Annotated in this window: 15 protein-coding genes; 3 read left to right on the forward strand and 12 right to left on the reverse strand. The window is 73.6% G+C overall.

What is annotated here, in order from left to right; genetic code table 11:
• From resB to J1M37_RS03040, 4 genes are all read right to left on the reverse strand, one after another.
• Positions 1-1,649: cytochrome c biogenesis protein ResB (gene resB / locus J1M37_RS03025; protein ID WP_206452076.1), on the reverse strand; the 1,649-nt coding region annotated here is incomplete at its 3' end.
• Entirely contained in the window at positions 1,646-2,401 is a 756-nt protein-coding gene (locus J1M37_RS03030) for a cytochrome c biogenesis CcdA family protein (protein WP_206452077.1), read from the reverse strand. The genes J1M37_RS03030 and resB, both read right to left, overlap by 4 nt.
• A 16-nt stretch (positions 2,402-2,417) precedes the next feature.
• Positions 2,418-3,035, reverse strand: a complete 618-nt coding sequence (locus J1M37_RS03035; protein ID WP_206452078.1) for a TlpA family protein disulfide reductase — start codon at positions 3,033-3,035, stop codon at positions 2,418-2,420.
• 154 nt (positions 3,036-3,189) lie between these two features.
• Positions 3,190-3,864, reverse strand: coding sequence for a histidine phosphatase family protein (locus J1M37_RS03040; protein WP_036317266.1), 675 nt, complete (start codon positions 3,862-3,864; stop codon positions 3,190-3,192).
• 125 nt (positions 3,865-3,989) lie between these two features.
• Here J1M37_RS03040 and J1M37_RS03045 point away from each other — a divergent pair, with 125 nt between their 5' ends.
• A complete protein-coding gene (locus J1M37_RS03045) occupies positions 3,990-4,730 on the forward strand; it encodes a hypothetical protein (protein ID WP_036317269.1) in 741 nt (246 codons plus the stop codon).
• 6 nt (positions 4,731-4,736) lie between these two features.
• Here the strand turns inward: J1M37_RS03045 and J1M37_RS03050 are convergent, their stop codons facing one another.
• The 3 genes from J1M37_RS03050 to J1M37_RS03060 all read right to left on the reverse strand — a co-directional run bounded on the left by J1M37_RS03050 (position 4,737) and on the right by J1M37_RS03060 (position 6,617).
• Positions 4,737-5,006, reverse strand: coding sequence for a glutaredoxin family protein (locus J1M37_RS03050; RefSeq protein ID WP_070709880.1), 270 nt, complete (start codon positions 5,004-5,006; stop codon positions 4,737-4,739).
• A gap of 95 nt (positions 5,007-5,101) precedes the next feature.
• A complete protein-coding gene (locus J1M37_RS03055) occupies positions 5,102-5,200 on the reverse strand; it encodes a 30S ribosomal protein bS22 (RefSeq protein ID WP_005504750.1) in 99 nt (32 codons plus the stop codon).
• Positions 5,201-5,363: 163 nt separating this feature from the next.
• Positions 5,364-6,617, reverse strand: a complete 1,254-nt coding sequence (locus J1M37_RS03060; RefSeq protein ID WP_206451425.1) for an acetoin utilization protein AcuC — start codon at positions 6,615-6,617, stop codon at positions 5,364-5,366.
• A 135-nt stretch (positions 6,618-6,752) separates the two neighbouring features.
• Between J1M37_RS03060 and J1M37_RS03065 the strand changes: the two genes are divergently transcribed.
• Complete coding sequence (locus J1M37_RS03065; RefSeq protein WP_206451426.1) at positions 6,753-8,228, forward strand: potassium transporter TrkG; 1,476 nt, start codon at positions 6,753-6,755, stop codon at positions 8,226-8,228.
• Complete coding sequence (locus J1M37_RS03070) at positions 8,221-8,898, forward strand: potassium channel family protein (protein ID WP_178329098.1); 678 nt, start codon at positions 8,221-8,223, stop codon at positions 8,896-8,898. The genes J1M37_RS03065 and J1M37_RS03070 overlap by 8 nt, the downstream gene beginning before the upstream one ends.
• 15 nt (positions 8,899-8,913) lie before the next feature.
• Here the strand turns inward: J1M37_RS03070 and proC are convergent, their stop codons facing one another.
• From proC to J1M37_RS03095, 5 genes are all read right to left on the reverse strand, one after another.
• Entirely contained in the window at positions 8,914-9,744 is an 831-nt protein-coding gene (proC, locus tag J1M37_RS03075; protein ID WP_119217846.1) for a pyrroline-5-carboxylate reductase, read from the reverse strand.
• Positions 9,741-10,625, reverse strand: coding sequence for a sugar phosphate isomerase/epimerase family protein (locus J1M37_RS03080; protein WP_159228170.1), 885 nt, complete (start codon positions 10,623-10,625; stop codon positions 9,741-9,743). Before J1M37_RS03080 ends, proC begins: the two co-directional genes overlap by 4 nt.
• 2 nt (positions 10,626-10,627) lie before the next feature.
• Positions 10,628-11,650, reverse strand: a complete 1,023-nt coding sequence (locus J1M37_RS03085; protein WP_036341216.1) for a Ppx/GppA phosphatase family protein — start codon at positions 11,648-11,650, stop codon at positions 10,628-10,630.
• Positions 11,651-11,655: 5 nt separating this feature from the next.
• Entirely contained in the window at positions 11,656-14,490 is a 2,835-nt protein-coding gene (gene topA, locus J1M37_RS03090) for a type I DNA topoisomerase (RefSeq protein WP_206452079.1), read from the reverse strand.
• Positions 14,491-14,632: 142 nt separating this feature from the next.
• A partial coding sequence (locus J1M37_RS03095; protein WP_206452080.1) for a DUF7059 domain-containing protein occupies positions 14,633-16,281 on the reverse strand: 1,649 nt, incomplete at its 5' end.

Genomic DNA, 16,281 nt, shown 5'->3' on the forward strand with positions numbered 1-16,281 from the left:
GTGGGGGTGGACTGGGGGGCGGCACCGGCCGCGGCGTCGTCGGCCGTCTCGGTGGCGGCGACGATGGGCCACCACTTCTCCATGGCGGCGCGCAGGGCCACGTGCTCCTCGTGGAGACCGAACTCCTCGCCGCGGGCGAGCAGCGCGTACTCCACGCGGGTGCGGCCGTCGTCGTCGGTGCGGGCACGCACCCACACGCGGCGACGGCGGACGAACAGACTGATCGCCAGGCCGAGCAGGGCGGTGCCGGCGAACACGCCGACGCCCCACTTGCCCGGGTCGTAGTGGATGTCCAGGCCGACGTAGCGGCGGACGCCGTCGAAGCTGATGGAGCCCTTGCCCTCGGGCAGCTCATACGTCTGGCCCGGGCTGAGCACGATGCCGCCGTTCTCGTTGGTGCGGCTGTTGAGCTCGGTGAGGGATGCGGTGTCCAGCACGTACACGTTCTGCGGGCGGCCGGTGTCCAGGCCGAGGTCCCCGTAGTACGAGTTCAGCTGCAGCTCCGGGTTGAGCAGCTCGGGGTCGGCCGAGAAGGCGGCGCCCTTCTCGTCCTCCACCGCCGTGGGCAGGAAGAAGCCGACGAAGCCCAGCTGATCCGGCCGCGCGTCGGGGACCTTGATGGTGGCCTGCGAGCCGTAGTTCTGGTCGAACACGCGGGTGACCACGGGGCCCTGGAAGGCCACGTCCCCGGCGCCGTCGCGGATGGTCACCACGGGCGCGTAGCCGTTGCCCACGAGGTAGACGCGCACGCCGTCGATGTCCAGCGGCTGGTTGACCTTGAGGATCTGGCGCTGGAGCTCGCCGCCGGAGCCCTCGCGGACGTCCATGACGGCGGTGTAGTCCAGCGGCTGGCCGTAGTGGGTCTCGGACTCGCGGTCGAACACGGCGTCGAAGGAGTCGAGGGTGAGGGAGAACGGCTGGAGGTCGTCCGCGCTGAAGTAGGTGCCGGGGGTGAAGGAGTCGTAGGCCACGAGGTTGTTGGCGAAGCCCTCGCCCTCCACGATGATCTTCTGCCCGCCGTACTTGGTCATGCCGCCGTAGGCCATGAACACGAGCACGCCGATCAGCGAGACGTGGAACAGGATGTTGCCGATCTCGCGCAGGTAGCCGCGCTCGGCGCCCACGGAGGCGCCGCCGTCCTCGAGGCGCCGCTCCACGCGGTAGCGGCGCTTGCGCAGCCACGCCTGGGCTCTGGCCACGGCCTCCTCGGGGCTCGGGCCGCCCTCCTCGAGGACGACGACGCCGGAGGCCGGCAGGCGCGTCAGGTTGCGGGGGGTGCGGGCCGGGGGCTGGCGCAGGGCCTTGGCGTGCTGGATGGCGCGCGGCCACACGCAGCCCACGAGGGAGACGAACAGCAGCAGGTAGATGGCCGAGAACCAGACGGAGTTGTAGACGTCGAAGAACTGCAGGGCGTCCAGGACGGGGCCCCACACGGGGTTGTCCTCGATCCACTGGTCCACGATCTCGGGGCCGGCACGGCGCTGGGGCACGAGGGAGCCGGGCACGGCGGCGACGGCGAGCAGGAGCAGCAGCATGAGCGCGGTGCTCATGCTGGTCAGCTGGGTCCAGATCCAGCGCAGGGTGCCCGCCAGGCCGAGGCGCGGCAGGGTGACGGGCTCGGAGCGCGTCCGGGCGGCCTTGGAGCTCACAGGGGCATCTCCCATTCGTTGGCGAACCACAGCTGCAGCTGCGTGGTCCAGGCGGTCCAGACGCCGGTGACCATGAGCAGGCCCAGCGCGATCAGCAGGGCGCCGCCGAGGCGCATGATCAGCACGCGGTGCCGCGTGAAGAACCCGAGGGCCCGCATGCCGCGCTCCATGCCGAGGGCCATGAGCACGAACGGCAGGCCCAGGCCGAGGCAGTAGAGGAAGGCGAGCAGGGCGCCGCGGCCCACGGAGCCGGAGCTGGCCGTGGACATGGCCAGGACGGCGGCCATGGTGGGGCCGATGCACGGCGCCCAGCCCAGGCCGAAGGTCATGCCCAGCAGGGGCGCGCCGACCAGGCCGGCGGCGGGCTTGAAGTGGACGCGGCGCTCCTGCTGAAGCCGGCCGCCGCCGCCGAGGAACACGAGGCCCATGAGCATCACGAGCACGCCGAGCACGGGGGTGACCCAGGCGCCGTCGCGCCGCAGCCAGACCATGGCCTGGGTGAACACCACGGTGATGCCCACGAACACCACGGCGAACCCGAGCACGAACAGCACGGAGCCGAGCACGAGGCGCCCGCGGCGGCGGCTGGTGAGCACGTCCCCGCCGAGGCCGGTGACGTACCCGAGGTAGCCGGGCACGAGCGGCAGCACGCACGGGGAGAGGAAGGAGATCAGGCCGGCCAGCACGGCGATCGGCGCGGCCAGCAGCAGGGAGCCGTCGAGGGCGATCTCGGCGAAGGGGTTGCTCTGCATGGACACGGCGGCCGGGTCAGGCCGCGGCCTCGTCCACCACGGTGGTGAGCAGGGCGCGCAGGGTGGACTCCTCCACGGCGCCGAGCACGCGGGCGGCCACGCGGCCCTCGACGTCCAGGACGAGGGTGGAGGGCACGGCCTGCGGGGGCACGTAGTCGGTCATGTTCAGGAGCACGTCCCCGCGGGCGTCCTCGATGGACGGGTAGGGGATCTCGAAGGTGCGCTCGAAGGCCTGCGCGGTGGTGGCGGTGTCCCGGACGTTCACGCCGAGGAACCGCACCCCCTGCGGGGCGAACTGCTCGTGCAGGGCCACGAGGTGGGGGGCCTCCACGCGGCACGGGGCGCATGCGGCGTACCAGAAGTTCAGCAGGGCCGGGGCGCCGCGCAGGCTCGCGCCGGTCACGGGGGTGCCGTCGAAGAGCTCGGCGGCGAACTCCACGGGGGCGCCGCGCTCGGCGGGGGCGATCTCCAGGACGGAGCCGTCTCCGGCGATGTAGTTCTTGCCGTCCGCGTTGCCGGCCTGCTGCGTCAGCGAGTCGTCACCGCCCGAGCAGGCCGCGAGCGCCGGCGCCAGGCTGGCGAGGGCGAGGCCGGTCAGCAGGGTGCGGCGGGACGGACGGGGCGGGGTGTGCATGGCGTGACTGCCCTCCAGGGGATGCGCGGCGCTGGATTCCGGGGACCTGGGGAGTCTACTGTCCGCCCCGCATTCTGACTGAACCCTGGACGTCACACCCCCACCCCGTGGGAGGCCGCGGCCGGCGTCGTCGACGCCGGCCGCCGTCGGGGCCTCAGGCGCCCGGCAGGGAGGAGGCGTCCTTGAGCAGGGCCTGGTTCGGTTCGTGGTACTCGACGCGCGGCACCCTGCGCCCTTCCTCGTACACGAGCGAGGTCACGGAGGTCAGCGAGCACTCACGCCGGCGCGGGTCGTGCCACAGCGGACGGCCCTCGACGGCCAGGCGCGTCACCCAGATCGGCAGCTGGTGCGAGACGAGCACGGACTCGGCGCCGGGCCCCTCGGCGGCCACGGCCTCGCCGCGGAGCCGGTCGACGACGGCCAGCATCCGGGCGGCCTGCGCGCGGTACGGCTCGCCCCAGGACGGGCGCAGGGGATTGCGCAGCCGGGGCCACAGCCGCGGGTTCCGCTTCAGCGACGCCGCCACCTGGGACATGCCCTCGAAGGCGTTCTCCGCCTCGATCAGGTCCGGCTCGGTGACCAGCGGCAGGTCGAACGCGGCCGCGATGGGCGCGGCGGTCTGCTGCGCGCGGGTCAGCGGGGAGGCGGCGACGACGGCGGGCGCCCGGCCGGTCTGCGCGGCACGCTCCTCGAACCACGCGGCCACGCCCCGGGCCATCTCGTGGCCGAGCTCCGAGAGCCCGAACTCCGGCAGGCGGCCGTAGAGGACACGATCGGGGTTGTGGACTTCTCCGTGGCGGACCAGGTGGACGGTGGCGAGCGTCTGCATGAGGCCAGTCTGGCAGAGGCGGACCGGTGGCCCCGGCGGTAGCGTGGGGCACAGCTCGGCGCGACCGCGCCGCCACCCCCGTCCGCACCGAGACGCCGCGAGCGTCGGCGTCGCTAGGAGGCCCCATGTCCGGCACCTCGCCCACCGATCCCCACGGCAGCCAGAACCCGTACGGCGCCGACCCGTACGGCGCCGTCCCGCAGGGGTCGACCCCGGGCTCCCCCGACCCGGCGGGTGCGAGCCCGTACGGCCAGAACCCCTACGGCGCACCGCCGGCGACTCCGTACGGCGCCCCGGGCCAGGCGGGGATGCCCCAGGCCCCCTCCCCCCACGGCCCGGCCGGCTGGCAGTCTCCCGGCCCGGTCGAGCTGCCCCCGCGGCCGCGCTCCCTGACGGCCGCGTTCTGGCTGATCGTCTCGGGCGGCCTCCTGCTGCTGGCGACGACCCTGCTGGCGGCCTTCGCCCTCACCCAGCCGGAGGGCCAGGCCGCGATCCAGCAGGAGCTGGACCGGTCCGTCGAGCAGATGGATCTGCCCGCCGACCAGGCGGAGCAGATGCGCGCCATGATGGACGGGATGCTCCCGGCCCTCGCCACGACGGCGGCCGTGTTCGGCGTGCTCGCGTTCCTCGTCTACCTGTGGGTGGCGTTCGCGATCCGCGGCGGCTCGCGCGCCGCGCGCATCGTCGGAACGGTGCTGGCGGCCCTGTCCGTGCTGGTGCTGGTCTCCAACGCCGTGATGGGGGCGTTCAGCCCGCTGGACCTGGTGTGGGTGGGCCTCGGCGTCGCCGGCATCGTGCTCGCCTACCGCCCGGACGCCACGGAGTACATGCGGCTGAAGGCCTGGCAGCGCTTCGCGCGCCGCTGAGCCCGCTCAGACCCGCGGGGCGTCCAGGAGACGGCCCAGGCGGGCCGGGTCCACGCGCCAGAAGTCGCGCTGGACGCCGTCGACGAACAGCACGGGCACCTCGTCCGCGAACCGCTCGAGCAGGGCCGGGTGCGCGGCGCCGTCGACGGCCTCCCAGGCCTCGCCCCGCGCGTCGCACACCTGCGCCACCGTGGCCTCGGCCTCGGCGCACAGGTGACAGCCGGGCTTCACGAGCAGCTGGACGCGGGCGGTGGCGGCGGGCAGGTCGGCGGTCATGGCCCCACTCTACGGATCGCCGTCCACGACGAAGCCGCCGTCCCCCCGGAAGGGGACGGCGGCTTCGTCTCGTCAGCGCCCGGAGGGCGCGGGCGTCACTTCTTGTTGCGACGCTGGTGACGGGTCTTGCGAAGCAGCTTGCGGTGCTTCTTCTTCGACATGCGCTTGCGGCGCTTCTTGATCACAGATCCCATGGGGACTCCTTGAATCGGGGCGAGGGTCGGCGGTCGTGGGACCGCAGGCATCCGGGGCGCCGGACACGCCGACCCGCATTCCACCGGATGTGGAACGCCTGGAAACGTTCTCGGCCACAATACCGGCCGCACGGGCCGCGGTCGAACCGGGACGCGGGCCGGCTCAGTCGAACCAGGGGTCCAGCCCGTGCAGCGGGAACACCTCGCGGCGCGTGGCCATGATCGACTGGTCCACCGGGTCGGCCGGGTCGTAGCCCACCTCCCACGAGCGCCACCACACGTCCGCGTCCTCGCCCATCACGGTGGGGATCCGCTCGGCGTCGTCCCCCACGTGCACGGACATGTCCCCGGTCAGCTCGTCCGCGGTGAGGGCCCGGACGTGCTCGATCCAGGCGGCGGGGATCTCGCTCTTCACCGGGATCGGGGTCTGCAGGACGGCGGCGGTCAGGTGGGCCCACGCGCGCGGCACCACCCGCAGCGGGTTGTAGCCGCCACCCCCGGTGGCCAGCCACCGGCCGTGCGCGAACCGGTCGGCCCAGTCGCCGACGTCGAACGCGAGCTGGCGCTGGCCGTCCACGGTCAGCCGCAGGTCGGCGAGCGGGTCCGTGAGGTGGCCGTCGCAGCCGTGCTGGCTGACCAGCACGTCCGGGGCGAACGCCTCCAGCAGCGGCGGGACCACGGCGTGGGCGGCGCGCAGGAAGCCGGCGTCGCCGGTGCGCGGGGGCAGCGCGACGTTCACCGCCGTGCCCTGGGCGGCCGCGCCGCCGATCTCATTGGCGAAGCCCGTGCCCGGGAACAGGCTGATGCCCGTCTCGTGCAGGGAGATGGTGAGCACGCGGGGGTCGTCGTAGAAGACCGACTGCGTGCCGTCGCCGTGGTGCGCGTCCACGTCGACGTAGGCCACGCGCTCCGCGCCGAGGTCCAGCAGGCGCTGGATGGCCACGGCGCAGTCGTTGTAGATGCAGAACCCGGACGCCGAGGACCGGGCGGCGTGGTGCATGCCGCCCGCGAAGTTCACGGCGCGGTCCACCTCGCCGGACCAGATCGCCTCCGCGGCCACGAGGGAGCCGCCCGCGATCCGGGCGGCGGACTCGTGCAGGTCCGGGAACACGGGACAGTCCTCGGTGCCCAGGCCGAAGCGGCCGTCCTCGGCCGACGACGTCGCCGCGGCCCGGCGGACGGCGGCGACGTACTCGGGGTCGTGGACGAGGGCGAGCTGCTCGTCCGTGGCCACGGGCGGCTCCACGATCCGCACGTGGGGCGCGTCCAACAGGCCGAACGCCTCCACGAGCCGGTGCGTGAGGTCCAGCCGCAGGGGCGCCATCGGGTGCTCCGCGCTGAACCGGTAGCGGAGCAGGCTGGAGTCCCACACCACAGCGGCGGGGGTGGGAGCGGGAGGGGCGGACGTGGTGCTCATCACGGTCCAGCCTAGGGCTCCGGGCGGCACGGTGGCGACGATCGCCTCGGATGTCTCGCCCGCGTGACGCGCGGGCCACGGGGCGCGCGATACTGGGAGCCGGTCCGTTCCCCGTCCCCGTGCAGGAGGTGCCCCGTGGCAGGTCCCCGTCCGACCCCGCACGCCCGCCGCCGCGGCGGGGTGCGCCGGCCCGGCGGACTCCCCCGGCCCGGCCAGGCCTCCACGCTGGAGTCCTCGACCGACCTGCGCACGGCGCTGCGGCGCTCGGGCCGCGCCGTCAGCTCCGTGGTGGGCGGCTCCCCGGCCCGCGCCGCCCTCTCCGCCTTCGCCCTCATGGCCCTGGTGTTCACCGGGCTCCTCGCCCTGCCGTGGGCCGCGGCGGACGGCCACGCCACCCCCCTGCACGACGCCATGTTCACCGCGGTCTCCGCCTTCTCCGTGACCGGTCTGACCACCGTCAACACGGCCGTGCACTGGTCCCCCGCGGGCCAGGTGATCATCCTCGTGGCCATCCAGATCGGCGGCCTGGGCATCCTCTCGATGGCCTCGCTGCTCACGCTGGCCGTCTCCCGGCATCTGGGCCTGAGATCGAAGCTGGCGACGCAGCAGGCGGGCATGACCTCCGGCAGTCTCGGCGAGGTCGGCCAGCTGCTGCGCGTCGTCGTCCTGACGGTGCTGACCGCCGAGGCCGCGCTGGCGCTCTTCCTCGTGCCGCGGTTCGCGGCCATCTCCGGCTCGTGGCTCACCGGCCTGTGGCACGGGGTGTTCTACTCGGTCAGCGCCTTCAACAACGCGGGGTTCAGCCTGCACGTGGACGGCCTGCCGGAGATCATGCACGACCCGGTGATCATCACGGTGCTCGGCGTCGGCGTGTTCCTCGGTGCGCTCGGCTTCCCCGTGGTCATGGTGCTGCTGGAGAAGGGGTGGCGGTTCCGGCAGTGGAACCTGCACACCAAGCTCACGGTCGAGGTGACGCTGGCACTGCTGGTGCTCGGCGCCGTCGCCCTCTTCTTCTTCGAGGCGGACAACCCGGCGACCCAGGCCGGCATGGGCTTCTGGCAGCGGGTCGGGCACTCGCTCTTCGGCTCCGTGATGACCCGCTCCGGCGGCTTCGCGATCGACGACACGAACGCGCACCAGCCCGAGTCCCTGCTGCTCATGGACGCGCTCATGTTCGTGGGCGGCGGGTCCGCCTCCACCGCGGGCGGCATCAAGGTGACCACGCTGGCGATCATGTTCCTCGCGATCGTGGCGGAGGCGCGCGGCGACCGCGAGGTGACGGCGCACGGCCGCACGATCGCCCCCGAGTCCCTGCGCGTGGCCATCGCGGTGCTCGCCCTCGGTGCCACCCTCGTGCTCGTGGCCACTCTGGCGCTGGTGCACATCACCGACGAGTCCCTCCAGCGGCCCCTGTTCGAGGTGATCTCCGCGTTCGGGACGTGCGGGCTCTCCGTGGGCGTCTCCGCGGAGAGCCCACCGACCGGCAAGTACGTCCTGACGGCCATGATGTTCGCGGGCCGCGTTGGTACGATCACGTTCGCCGCCGCCCTGGCCCTGCGCCAGCGGCGCGTGCTCTACCGCTACCCCGTCGAGAGGCCGGTCATTGGCTGACACTCCGCAGCGCACCGATCCCAACGCCCCCGTGCTCGTCGTGGGGCTGGGCCGCTTCGGCGCCGCCACGGCCGAGGAGCTCGTCGCCCAGGGCCGCGAGGTGCTCGCCGTCGAGCGGGACCCCGTCCTCGTGCAGCGCTTCGCCCCCTCGCTCACCCACGTGGTGGAGGCGGACGCCACCGACCCCGAGGCCCTGCGCCAGCTCGGCGCGCAGGACTTCTCGACGGCGGTGGTCGGCGTGGGCACCTCCATCGAGGCATCGGTGCTGATCACCGTGAACCTCGTGGACCTGGAGATCCCCCACATCTGGGTGAAGGCGATCAGCGAGGCGCACGGCACGATCCTCAAGCGGATCGGGGCGAACCACGTGATCTTCCCCGAGCACGACGCCGGCGTGCGGGCCGCCCACCTCGTGAACGGGCGCATGCTCGACTTCATCGAGTTCGACGACGACTTCGCGATCGTGAAGATGTACCCGCCGGCCGAGTGCGTGGGCTTCACGCTCGGCGAGTCCCACGTGCGCTCCAAGTACGGCGTGACCGTGGTGGGCGTGAAGACCCCGGGCGAGGACTTCACCTACGCCCAGCCGGACACCCGGGTGGGCCCGCGCGACACCCTCATCGTCTCGGGCCACACCGACCTCATCGACCGGTTCGCGGCCCGGCCCTGAGGCACGCCGGAACCGTCAGGCCCCGAACTCCTCGGCCATCTCCTTGTCGCGCTGCGCGGCCGCGTCCATGGCACGGTTCACGAGGTCGCCCATGCCCCCGTCCAGGAACGCCTCCACGGCCTTCTCGGTGGTGCCGTTCGGGCTCATCACGGCCTTGCGCAGAGCCTCGGCCCTGGCCCCCTCCTGCTGGAGCATGATGCCGGCGCCCTTGACGGTGGCCGCGGCCATGGCCTCGGCGGAGGCGGCGTCCAGTCCCATCTCCGCACCGTGGGCGGCGATCAGCTCGGCCAGCAGGAACACGTAGGCCGGGGCGGAGCCGGCGGTGGCCACCACGGCGGAGAGCTGCTCCTCGGCCACCGGCACCACCAGGCCGGAGCCCTCGAAGAGGGCGCGCACGGCGGTGGTCTGCTCCTCGGTGACGCCCGGCCCGGGGGCCATGCCGACGACGCCGGAGCCCACCGTCAGGGGCGTGTTCGGCATGGTCCGCACGATCGGCTGCCCCGCCGGCAGCACGGCGGCCATGGTGGCGGAGGTGACGCCGGCTGCCACGGACACCACCACGGTCTCGGGGCGCAGCGACGGCGCCAGGTCCGTGAGGGTGGCGACCATGTCCTTCGGCTTCACGCCCACCAGGACGATGTCCGCCTCGGCGACCGCGGCATGGTTGGCGCGTTCGTCCCGCTCCTGGGAGGTCACGGTGACGCCGTGCTGCGCGGCGGCCTTCTCGGCGGACGCGGCGGAGCGGGTGGTGGCGGTGACGTCCTCGGCGCGCACGGCGCCGGCATCGACGGCCCCGGCCAGGATGGCCCCGGTCATGGTGCCCAGGCCCAGGATGGTCAGCTTCATGGTCGGTCCGTCTCCTTCGTGGTCGGGCGCAGGGCGCCGTCGTCGTGGTGGTCGGTGCCACCGGCGGCCAGGTGCTCGCGCGCGAAGGCGAGCGAGGCGGCGAGCTTCTCCTCCCGCTGGCCCGCGTACTCCACGCCGCGGGTGCCCACCTCCACGCACACCGTGCCGGCCAGGCCCGCGGTCGCCAGGTGGCGCAGGGTCTCGGCCACGCGCTGCGTGCCCTCGCCGGGGACCAGGTGGTCGTCCTTGCCGGAGTCGTTGCCGTCGGTGAGGTGGACGTGCCGCAGCCGCGGGCCGAGCTCGCGGACGGCCGCCAGGGAGTCCGCCCGGGCGATGGCCGCGTGGGAGAAGTCCCAGCAGATGTGCTCGTACGGCTCGGGCAGCGGGTTCCAGTGCGGCAGGTACATCTTGGCCTCGCGGCCGTAGGCCCGCCACGGGTACATGTTCTCCACGGCGACCACGACGCCGGTCTCCGCCATGAGCTCGTGGATGCCCTCGGCGAAGCGCACCGCGTACGTGCCCTGCCAGCGGAACGGCGGGTGGGCGACCACGGTGGCCGCGCCCACGGCCTGCGCCAGCTCGACGGAGCGGCGGATCTTGGACCACGCGGAGCCCCAGACCTGCTGCGTGAACAGCAGGGTGGGCGCGTGGATGGAGTCGATGGGCATCCCGTGCCGCTCGGACAGCCGCGCCAGCCGCCGCGCGTCCTGGCTCCACGCGTTGTGCGTGACCATGACCTCCACGCCGTCGTAGCCGAGGTCCTCGGCGGTGGCGAACACGTCCTGGGTGCCCAGGGGGAACACGGACGAGGAGGACAGGGTCACGGGGATGTCCGCTCCGAAGCGCGCCGCGGGGGCCAGGTGCGCGGTGGAGTCCGGCATGGTCAGCGCACCCCCAGGCTCAGTCCCGGCAGGAGGGTGTCCGGGTTGAGGTTCACGTGGCCGACGCCGGGCCGGCCGTCCCGGGTGAGGTGGCCCTCGAGCATGAGCGCGTCGAGGCGGTTGAGGATCAGGCCCTCGCGCAGCGCCCACGGGCAGATCTCGAGCTGGGCGATGCCGAACGTGCGCATGGCCGTCAGCGCGACGATCGCCCCCGCGAACACCTGGTGCGCGCGCACGTCCGAGACGCCGGGCAGCTCCGCCCGCTCCGCGACGGTCATCGCCGCGAGGCGGTTCACCCACAGGTGCAGGTCGTCCGCGCGCAGGTGCCGCTTCACGAAGGGGCCCGCCGCCGACGGCGCCGCCCCGGTGATCCGGGCGAGGGAGCGGAACGTCTTCGAGGTGGCGGTGACCACCACGGGCGACTCGATGCGCGGGAAGGCCGTATACGCCTCCTCGAGTCGCTTCTCCACGTGCTTGCGGAGCTTCTTCACCGCCTTGGGGCTGGGCGGGTCCTCGAGCACCCAGTCGCGGGTGAGGCGGCCGGCGCCCAGCGGCAGGGACAGGGCGTGCGAAGGCAGCTCGTCCTGGCCGTAGGCGATCTCGAAGGAGCCGCCACCGATGTCGAAGTTCAGGATGGAGCCGGCGCCCCAGCCCTGCCAGCGGCGCACGGCGAAGTACGTCATGGCCGACTCCTGGTCCCCCGTGAGCTCGGAGAGGTGCACACCGGTCTCGGCCTGCACGCGGGCCAGCACGGCGGCACCGTTCGCGGACTCGCGGATCGCCGAGGTGCAGAACGAGATCATGTCCTCCGCCCGATGCTCCTCCGCGAACGCGGCGGCCTCCCGGACGAAATCCACGAGCTCCCGCTGTCCCTCCTCCGTGATCGCCCCGTCGGCGTCCTGGTAGCGGATCAACGGAAGGGAGCGCTTGTGCTCCGCGTAGGCGACGGGGCGGGCCCCCGGGTGGGCGTCCACGAGCAGCAGGTGGACGGTGTTGGATCCGATGTCCAGGACGCCGAGGCGCATGGCGCTCAGGCCTTCTTCCGCGCGGTGGTCTTCTTGGCCGGGGCTTTGCGGGTCGCCGGCTTCTTGGCACCGCCGCGGGTGGCCGGGCCCTTGGCACGCTTGTCCGCGAGCAGCTGGTAGGCCTCCTCCGCCGTGAGCTCCTCGGGCTGGCGGTCGCGCGGGACGGTGATGTTGGTGACCCCGTCCGTGACGTACGGGCCGAAGCGGCCCTCCTTCACGGTGACCTTCTTGCCGGAGACCGGGTCCTCGCCGAACTCGGCCAGCGGCGGCTTGGCGGCCCCGCGGCCACGCTGCTTCGGCTGGGCGTAGATCTCGAGGGCCTGCTCCTGCGTGATGCTGAAGATCTGGTCCTCGGACTCGAGCGAGCGCGAGTCCGAGCCCTTCTTCAGGTAGGGCCCGAAGCGGCCGTTCTGGGCGGTGATGACCTCGCCCTCGGCGTCCGCGCCCACGACGCGCGGCAGGGACATCAGCTGCAGCGCCTGCTCGAGGGTCACGGTGTCCACGGACATGCTTTTGAAGAGGGAGCCGGTGCGGGGCTTCTCCTTGGCCGGCTTCTTCTTCGGCTTGGGCTTGCCGTTCTTGTAGTACTCGGTGGGCTGGGCGTCGAGCCAGGCCTGCAGCTCCTCCTCGGTCATCTCCGGGATGACCTCGGTGACGTAGGGCCCGTAGCGCCCGTCCTTGGCGACGACGGTCCGGCCCGTCTCCGGGTCCGTGCCGAGCTCGCGCTCGGAGGGCTGGGCGGTGGCGAACAGCTCCTCGGCCTTGGCCGGGGTGAGCTCGTCCGGGGCCAGGTCCTCGGGGACGTTGGCGCGCGGCGGGGTGGCGCCCGCCTCCGCGTCGGCCGGCAGCGACCGCTCCAGGTACGGGCCGTACTGGCCCACCCGCAGGGTGATGTCCTCGGTGATCGGCAGCGAGTTCACGGCTCGCGCGTCGATCTCGCCGAGGTTGTCCACCACGTGCTTGAGGCCCTCGACGCCCTTCTCCGTCTCCGCGGCGGGGGCCCCGAAGTAGAAGGTCTGCAGCCAGGCCTCGCGGCCGAGCTCGCCCGCGGCGATCCGGTCGAGGTCGTCCTCCATGCGGGCCGTGAAGTCGTAGTCCACGTACTTCGCGAAGTAGTCCTCGAGCAGTCCGATCACCGCGAACGCGGTCCACGACGGGACGAGCGCGGTGCCGCGCTTGGACACGTAACCGCGGTCCATGATCGTGGAGATCGTCGGGGCGTACGTGGAGGGCCGCCCGATCTCGCGGCGCTCCAGCTCGGCGACGATCGACGCCTCGGTGTAGCGGGCCGGCGGGGAGGTCTCGTGCCCGGTGGCCTCGATCGGGTCACCGGTGAGGCGCTCGCCCTGGGCCACCTGCGGCAGGCGGCGGTCCTTGGCCTCCGCGTTCTCGCCGTCGACCTCGGCGTCCCGGCCCTCCTCGTACGCGTCGAGGAAGCCCTTGAACGTGATGACGGTGCCCGAGGCGCTGAACTGCGCGAGGCGGCCGTCCTGCGCGGTGGCCGAGAGCCGCAGCGTGGCGGTGTAGCCCTTGGCATCGGCCATCTGCGAGGCCACGGTGCGCTTCCAGATCAGCTCGTACAGGCGGAACTCGTCCGGGCGCAGCTCGGCCTTGACCTGGGCCGGGGTCCGGAAGGAGTCCCCCGCGGGCCGGATGGCCTCGTGGGCCTCCTGCGCGGTCTCGTTGCGCTTGGCGTAGACGCGCGGCTGGGCCGGCACGGCGTCCGCCCCGTAGAGCTCGGTGGCCTGGCGCCGGGCGGCCTGCACGGCTTCCTGCGAGAGGTTCACCGAGTCCGTGCGCATGTACGTGATGTAGCCGTTCTCGTACAGGCGCTGGGCCACCTGCATGGAGACGCGGGAGCTCATGCGGAGCTTGCGGGCGGCCTCCTGTTGCAGCGTGGAGGTGGTGAAGGGGGCGGCCGGGCGGCGGGTGTACGGCTTGTCCTCCACCGAGTCGACCGTGAAGTCCGCCCCGCGCAGACCCTCGGCCAGCGAGCGGGCGCCGGCCTCGTCCAGGTGGGTCACCTTCTTGCCGGCGGAGGCCTTGAGCCGCCCGGCGTCGTCGAAGTCGCGGCCCGTGGCCACGCGCTCGCCGTCCACCGTGCTGAGGCGGGCCGTGAACGAGCTGCCCACGGCGTCCGCGGCCTGCGCGCCCTCGGCCACCGTGAAGGTGCCCTCCACGCCCCAGTAGTGGGCGGAGACGAAGGCCATGCGCTCCCGCTCGCGCTCGACGACGAGGCGGGTGGCCACCGACTGCACGCGGCCCGCCGAGAGCCCGCGGGAGACCTTGCGCCACAGCACCGGCGAGAGCTCGTAGCCGAACAGGCGGTCGAGGATGCGGCGCGTCTCCTGGGCGTCCACGAGGGCCGTGTCCAGCTCACGGATGTTCTCCAGACCGCGGCGCACGCCCTCCTGGGTGATCTCCCCGAAGGTCATCCGGTACACCGGCACCGTGGGCTTGAGGGTGTCCAGCAGGTGCCAGGCGATGGCCTCGCCCTCCCGGTCCGCATCCGTCGCGAGGTAGAGGGCCTCGGCGTCCTTGAGCTCGCGCTTGAGCTCCGTGACCTTCTTCTTCTTGTCCGGGTGCACCACGTAGTACGGGGTGAAGCCGTGCTCCGTGTCCACGGCGAACTTCCCGAACGGGCCCTTCTTCATGTCCGCCGGCAGGTCCGAGGGCTTGGGCAGGTCACGGATGTGCCCCACGGAGGAGTCCACCACCCAGCCGGAGCCCACCGCGTTGAGGTACTTCGCGATGGACTTGCTCTTGGCCGGGGACTCCACGATGACCAGCTTCTTGCCCGAGGGCACGGGAGCGGTCACGGAAGCGGATGACGTGGACAAGGGGGTCCTCCTCGGACGGGGAAGGCGGTGGTTCCGGGCCGGTGCGCGGTGCACGCCGGCGTCGGGCGGACGTCCCCACATCGTAGGGGGCGCGGTGCCCACGATAACGCCCGGCGTCCCCGCGCCCGCCACCGCCCGATCGTCAGCCCTCCACCAGGAACCCGTCCTCGTACAGCTCCCGCAGCGCGGCCAGCAGGCCGGCCCGCCCGACGTCGTCCAGCTCCAGCAGCGCGGCGACCGCGCCCACCAGCTGCCCCACGGACAGCTCACCGTCGGAGGCGGACAGCACGCCCGCCGTCGCGGTGTCCAGGCGCGCCACGCGCCGGAACCCGGAGCCCTGCCGGGCCAGGATCACCTCGGGGTGCTCCGCCCCGAACCGCTGGTGGCGCTCCTCCGTGACGTCCGCGGCCACGCGCAGGTGCAGGCCGCGCAGCGCGGCCAGGGCCGGGTCCCCGACGGCGTCCCCCGCCCCGGCGCCGGCGGTGAGCCGGTCCCGGCGGGCGACGGCGGCGGCCCACGCGGTGCCGAGGGCCTCGTCCACGGCCTGGGTCAGCTCCTCGGCGACCACCCACCCCCGGCCCTGGGAGCCGTCCGCGGCGGGCCGACGCAGCCACACGTGGCCGAAGCCCACGCCCGCGACCCCGCGCGCGGCGAAGTCGTCCAGGTAGCCGCGGTAGGCGGCCTCATAGGCGGGCGGGTCGAGCTCGAGCGAGGAGTCCTGCAGCCACGTCTCCGCGTAGCCCGCGGGGTCCTGCCGGTCGCGCTGGAGGAACCAGGCCTGCATCCCCGGCGCCACCCACGAGCGCGGGCGCGCGTCCCACGGTGCGGTGTCGGCGTCGGCGGTGTCCCCCGCCGGGATCTCCCAGTTGGCGAGCAGCTGCGCGGTGCCGCCCTCGGCGAGCACGTCCGGCAGGGCCGCGATCAGCTCCGCGACGATCCGGTCGCCTTCGCGGCCGCCGTCGCGGTAGGTCAGCACGGGCGCGTCCGGGTCCGTGCGCGGGGTGATCACGAACGGCGGGTTCGAGACCACGAGGTCGAACCGCTCCCCCGCCACCGGCGCCAGCAGATCGCCGGCCGCCAGCCGGACCCGGTCCTCGAGCCGGTCCCGGTCGAGGCCGAGCACGTCCGCGTTGAGCAGCAGGTTGAACCGGGTGAATGCCAGGGCCCGCTCGGACAGGTCCGTGGCGGTGACATGGTCGGCGTGGGCGAGCAGGTGCAGGGTCTGGATCCCGCAGCCCACCCCCACGTCGAGGGCGCGGGCCACGGGACGGCGCTGCGTGGCGCCGGCGAGCGTGAGGGAGGCCCGGCCGACGCCGAGCACGTGCTCGGGAGGCAGCGGGCCGCGCCGCTGCAGGGCCGTCAGGTCCGAGGCGATCCACATCCGGCCCGGCTCGTCCGCCTCGTACGGCGAGAGGTCCACCGCGCCGCGCACGCGCCCGTCCGGCCCCTCGACGACGAGCCCGGCCGCCACGGCCCCGGCCAGGCCGAGGCGGGGCAGCGCGGCGTCGAGGTCGGCGGCGGGGACGGGGTCCCCGAGCAGCCAGGCCCCGACGGCGGCGGCGAGGCCCCGCGTGCCGTGCCGGTCGCCGGGGCCGGCTGCGTCGTCGTGCCGGCCGGGGCCCGCCAGGTGACCGGCGACGACGCGGCGGGCGGCCTCGGCGTGCTCGCGGTCCAGGGCGAGCGTGGCCACGGGTCCGAGCAGCCCCTCGACGGCGGCGGTGGTGAACGGCAGGGCCGCCAGGTCTGCGGCGAGGGCCACGGCCGTGGCCGGGGTCAGCCGCGGGGCGGGGG

This window comes from Micrococcus sp. KRD012, from assembly GCF_017168555.1.
Taxonomy (GTDB): Bacteria; Actinomycetota; Actinomycetes; order Actinomycetales; family Micrococcaceae; genus Micrococcus; species Micrococcus luteus.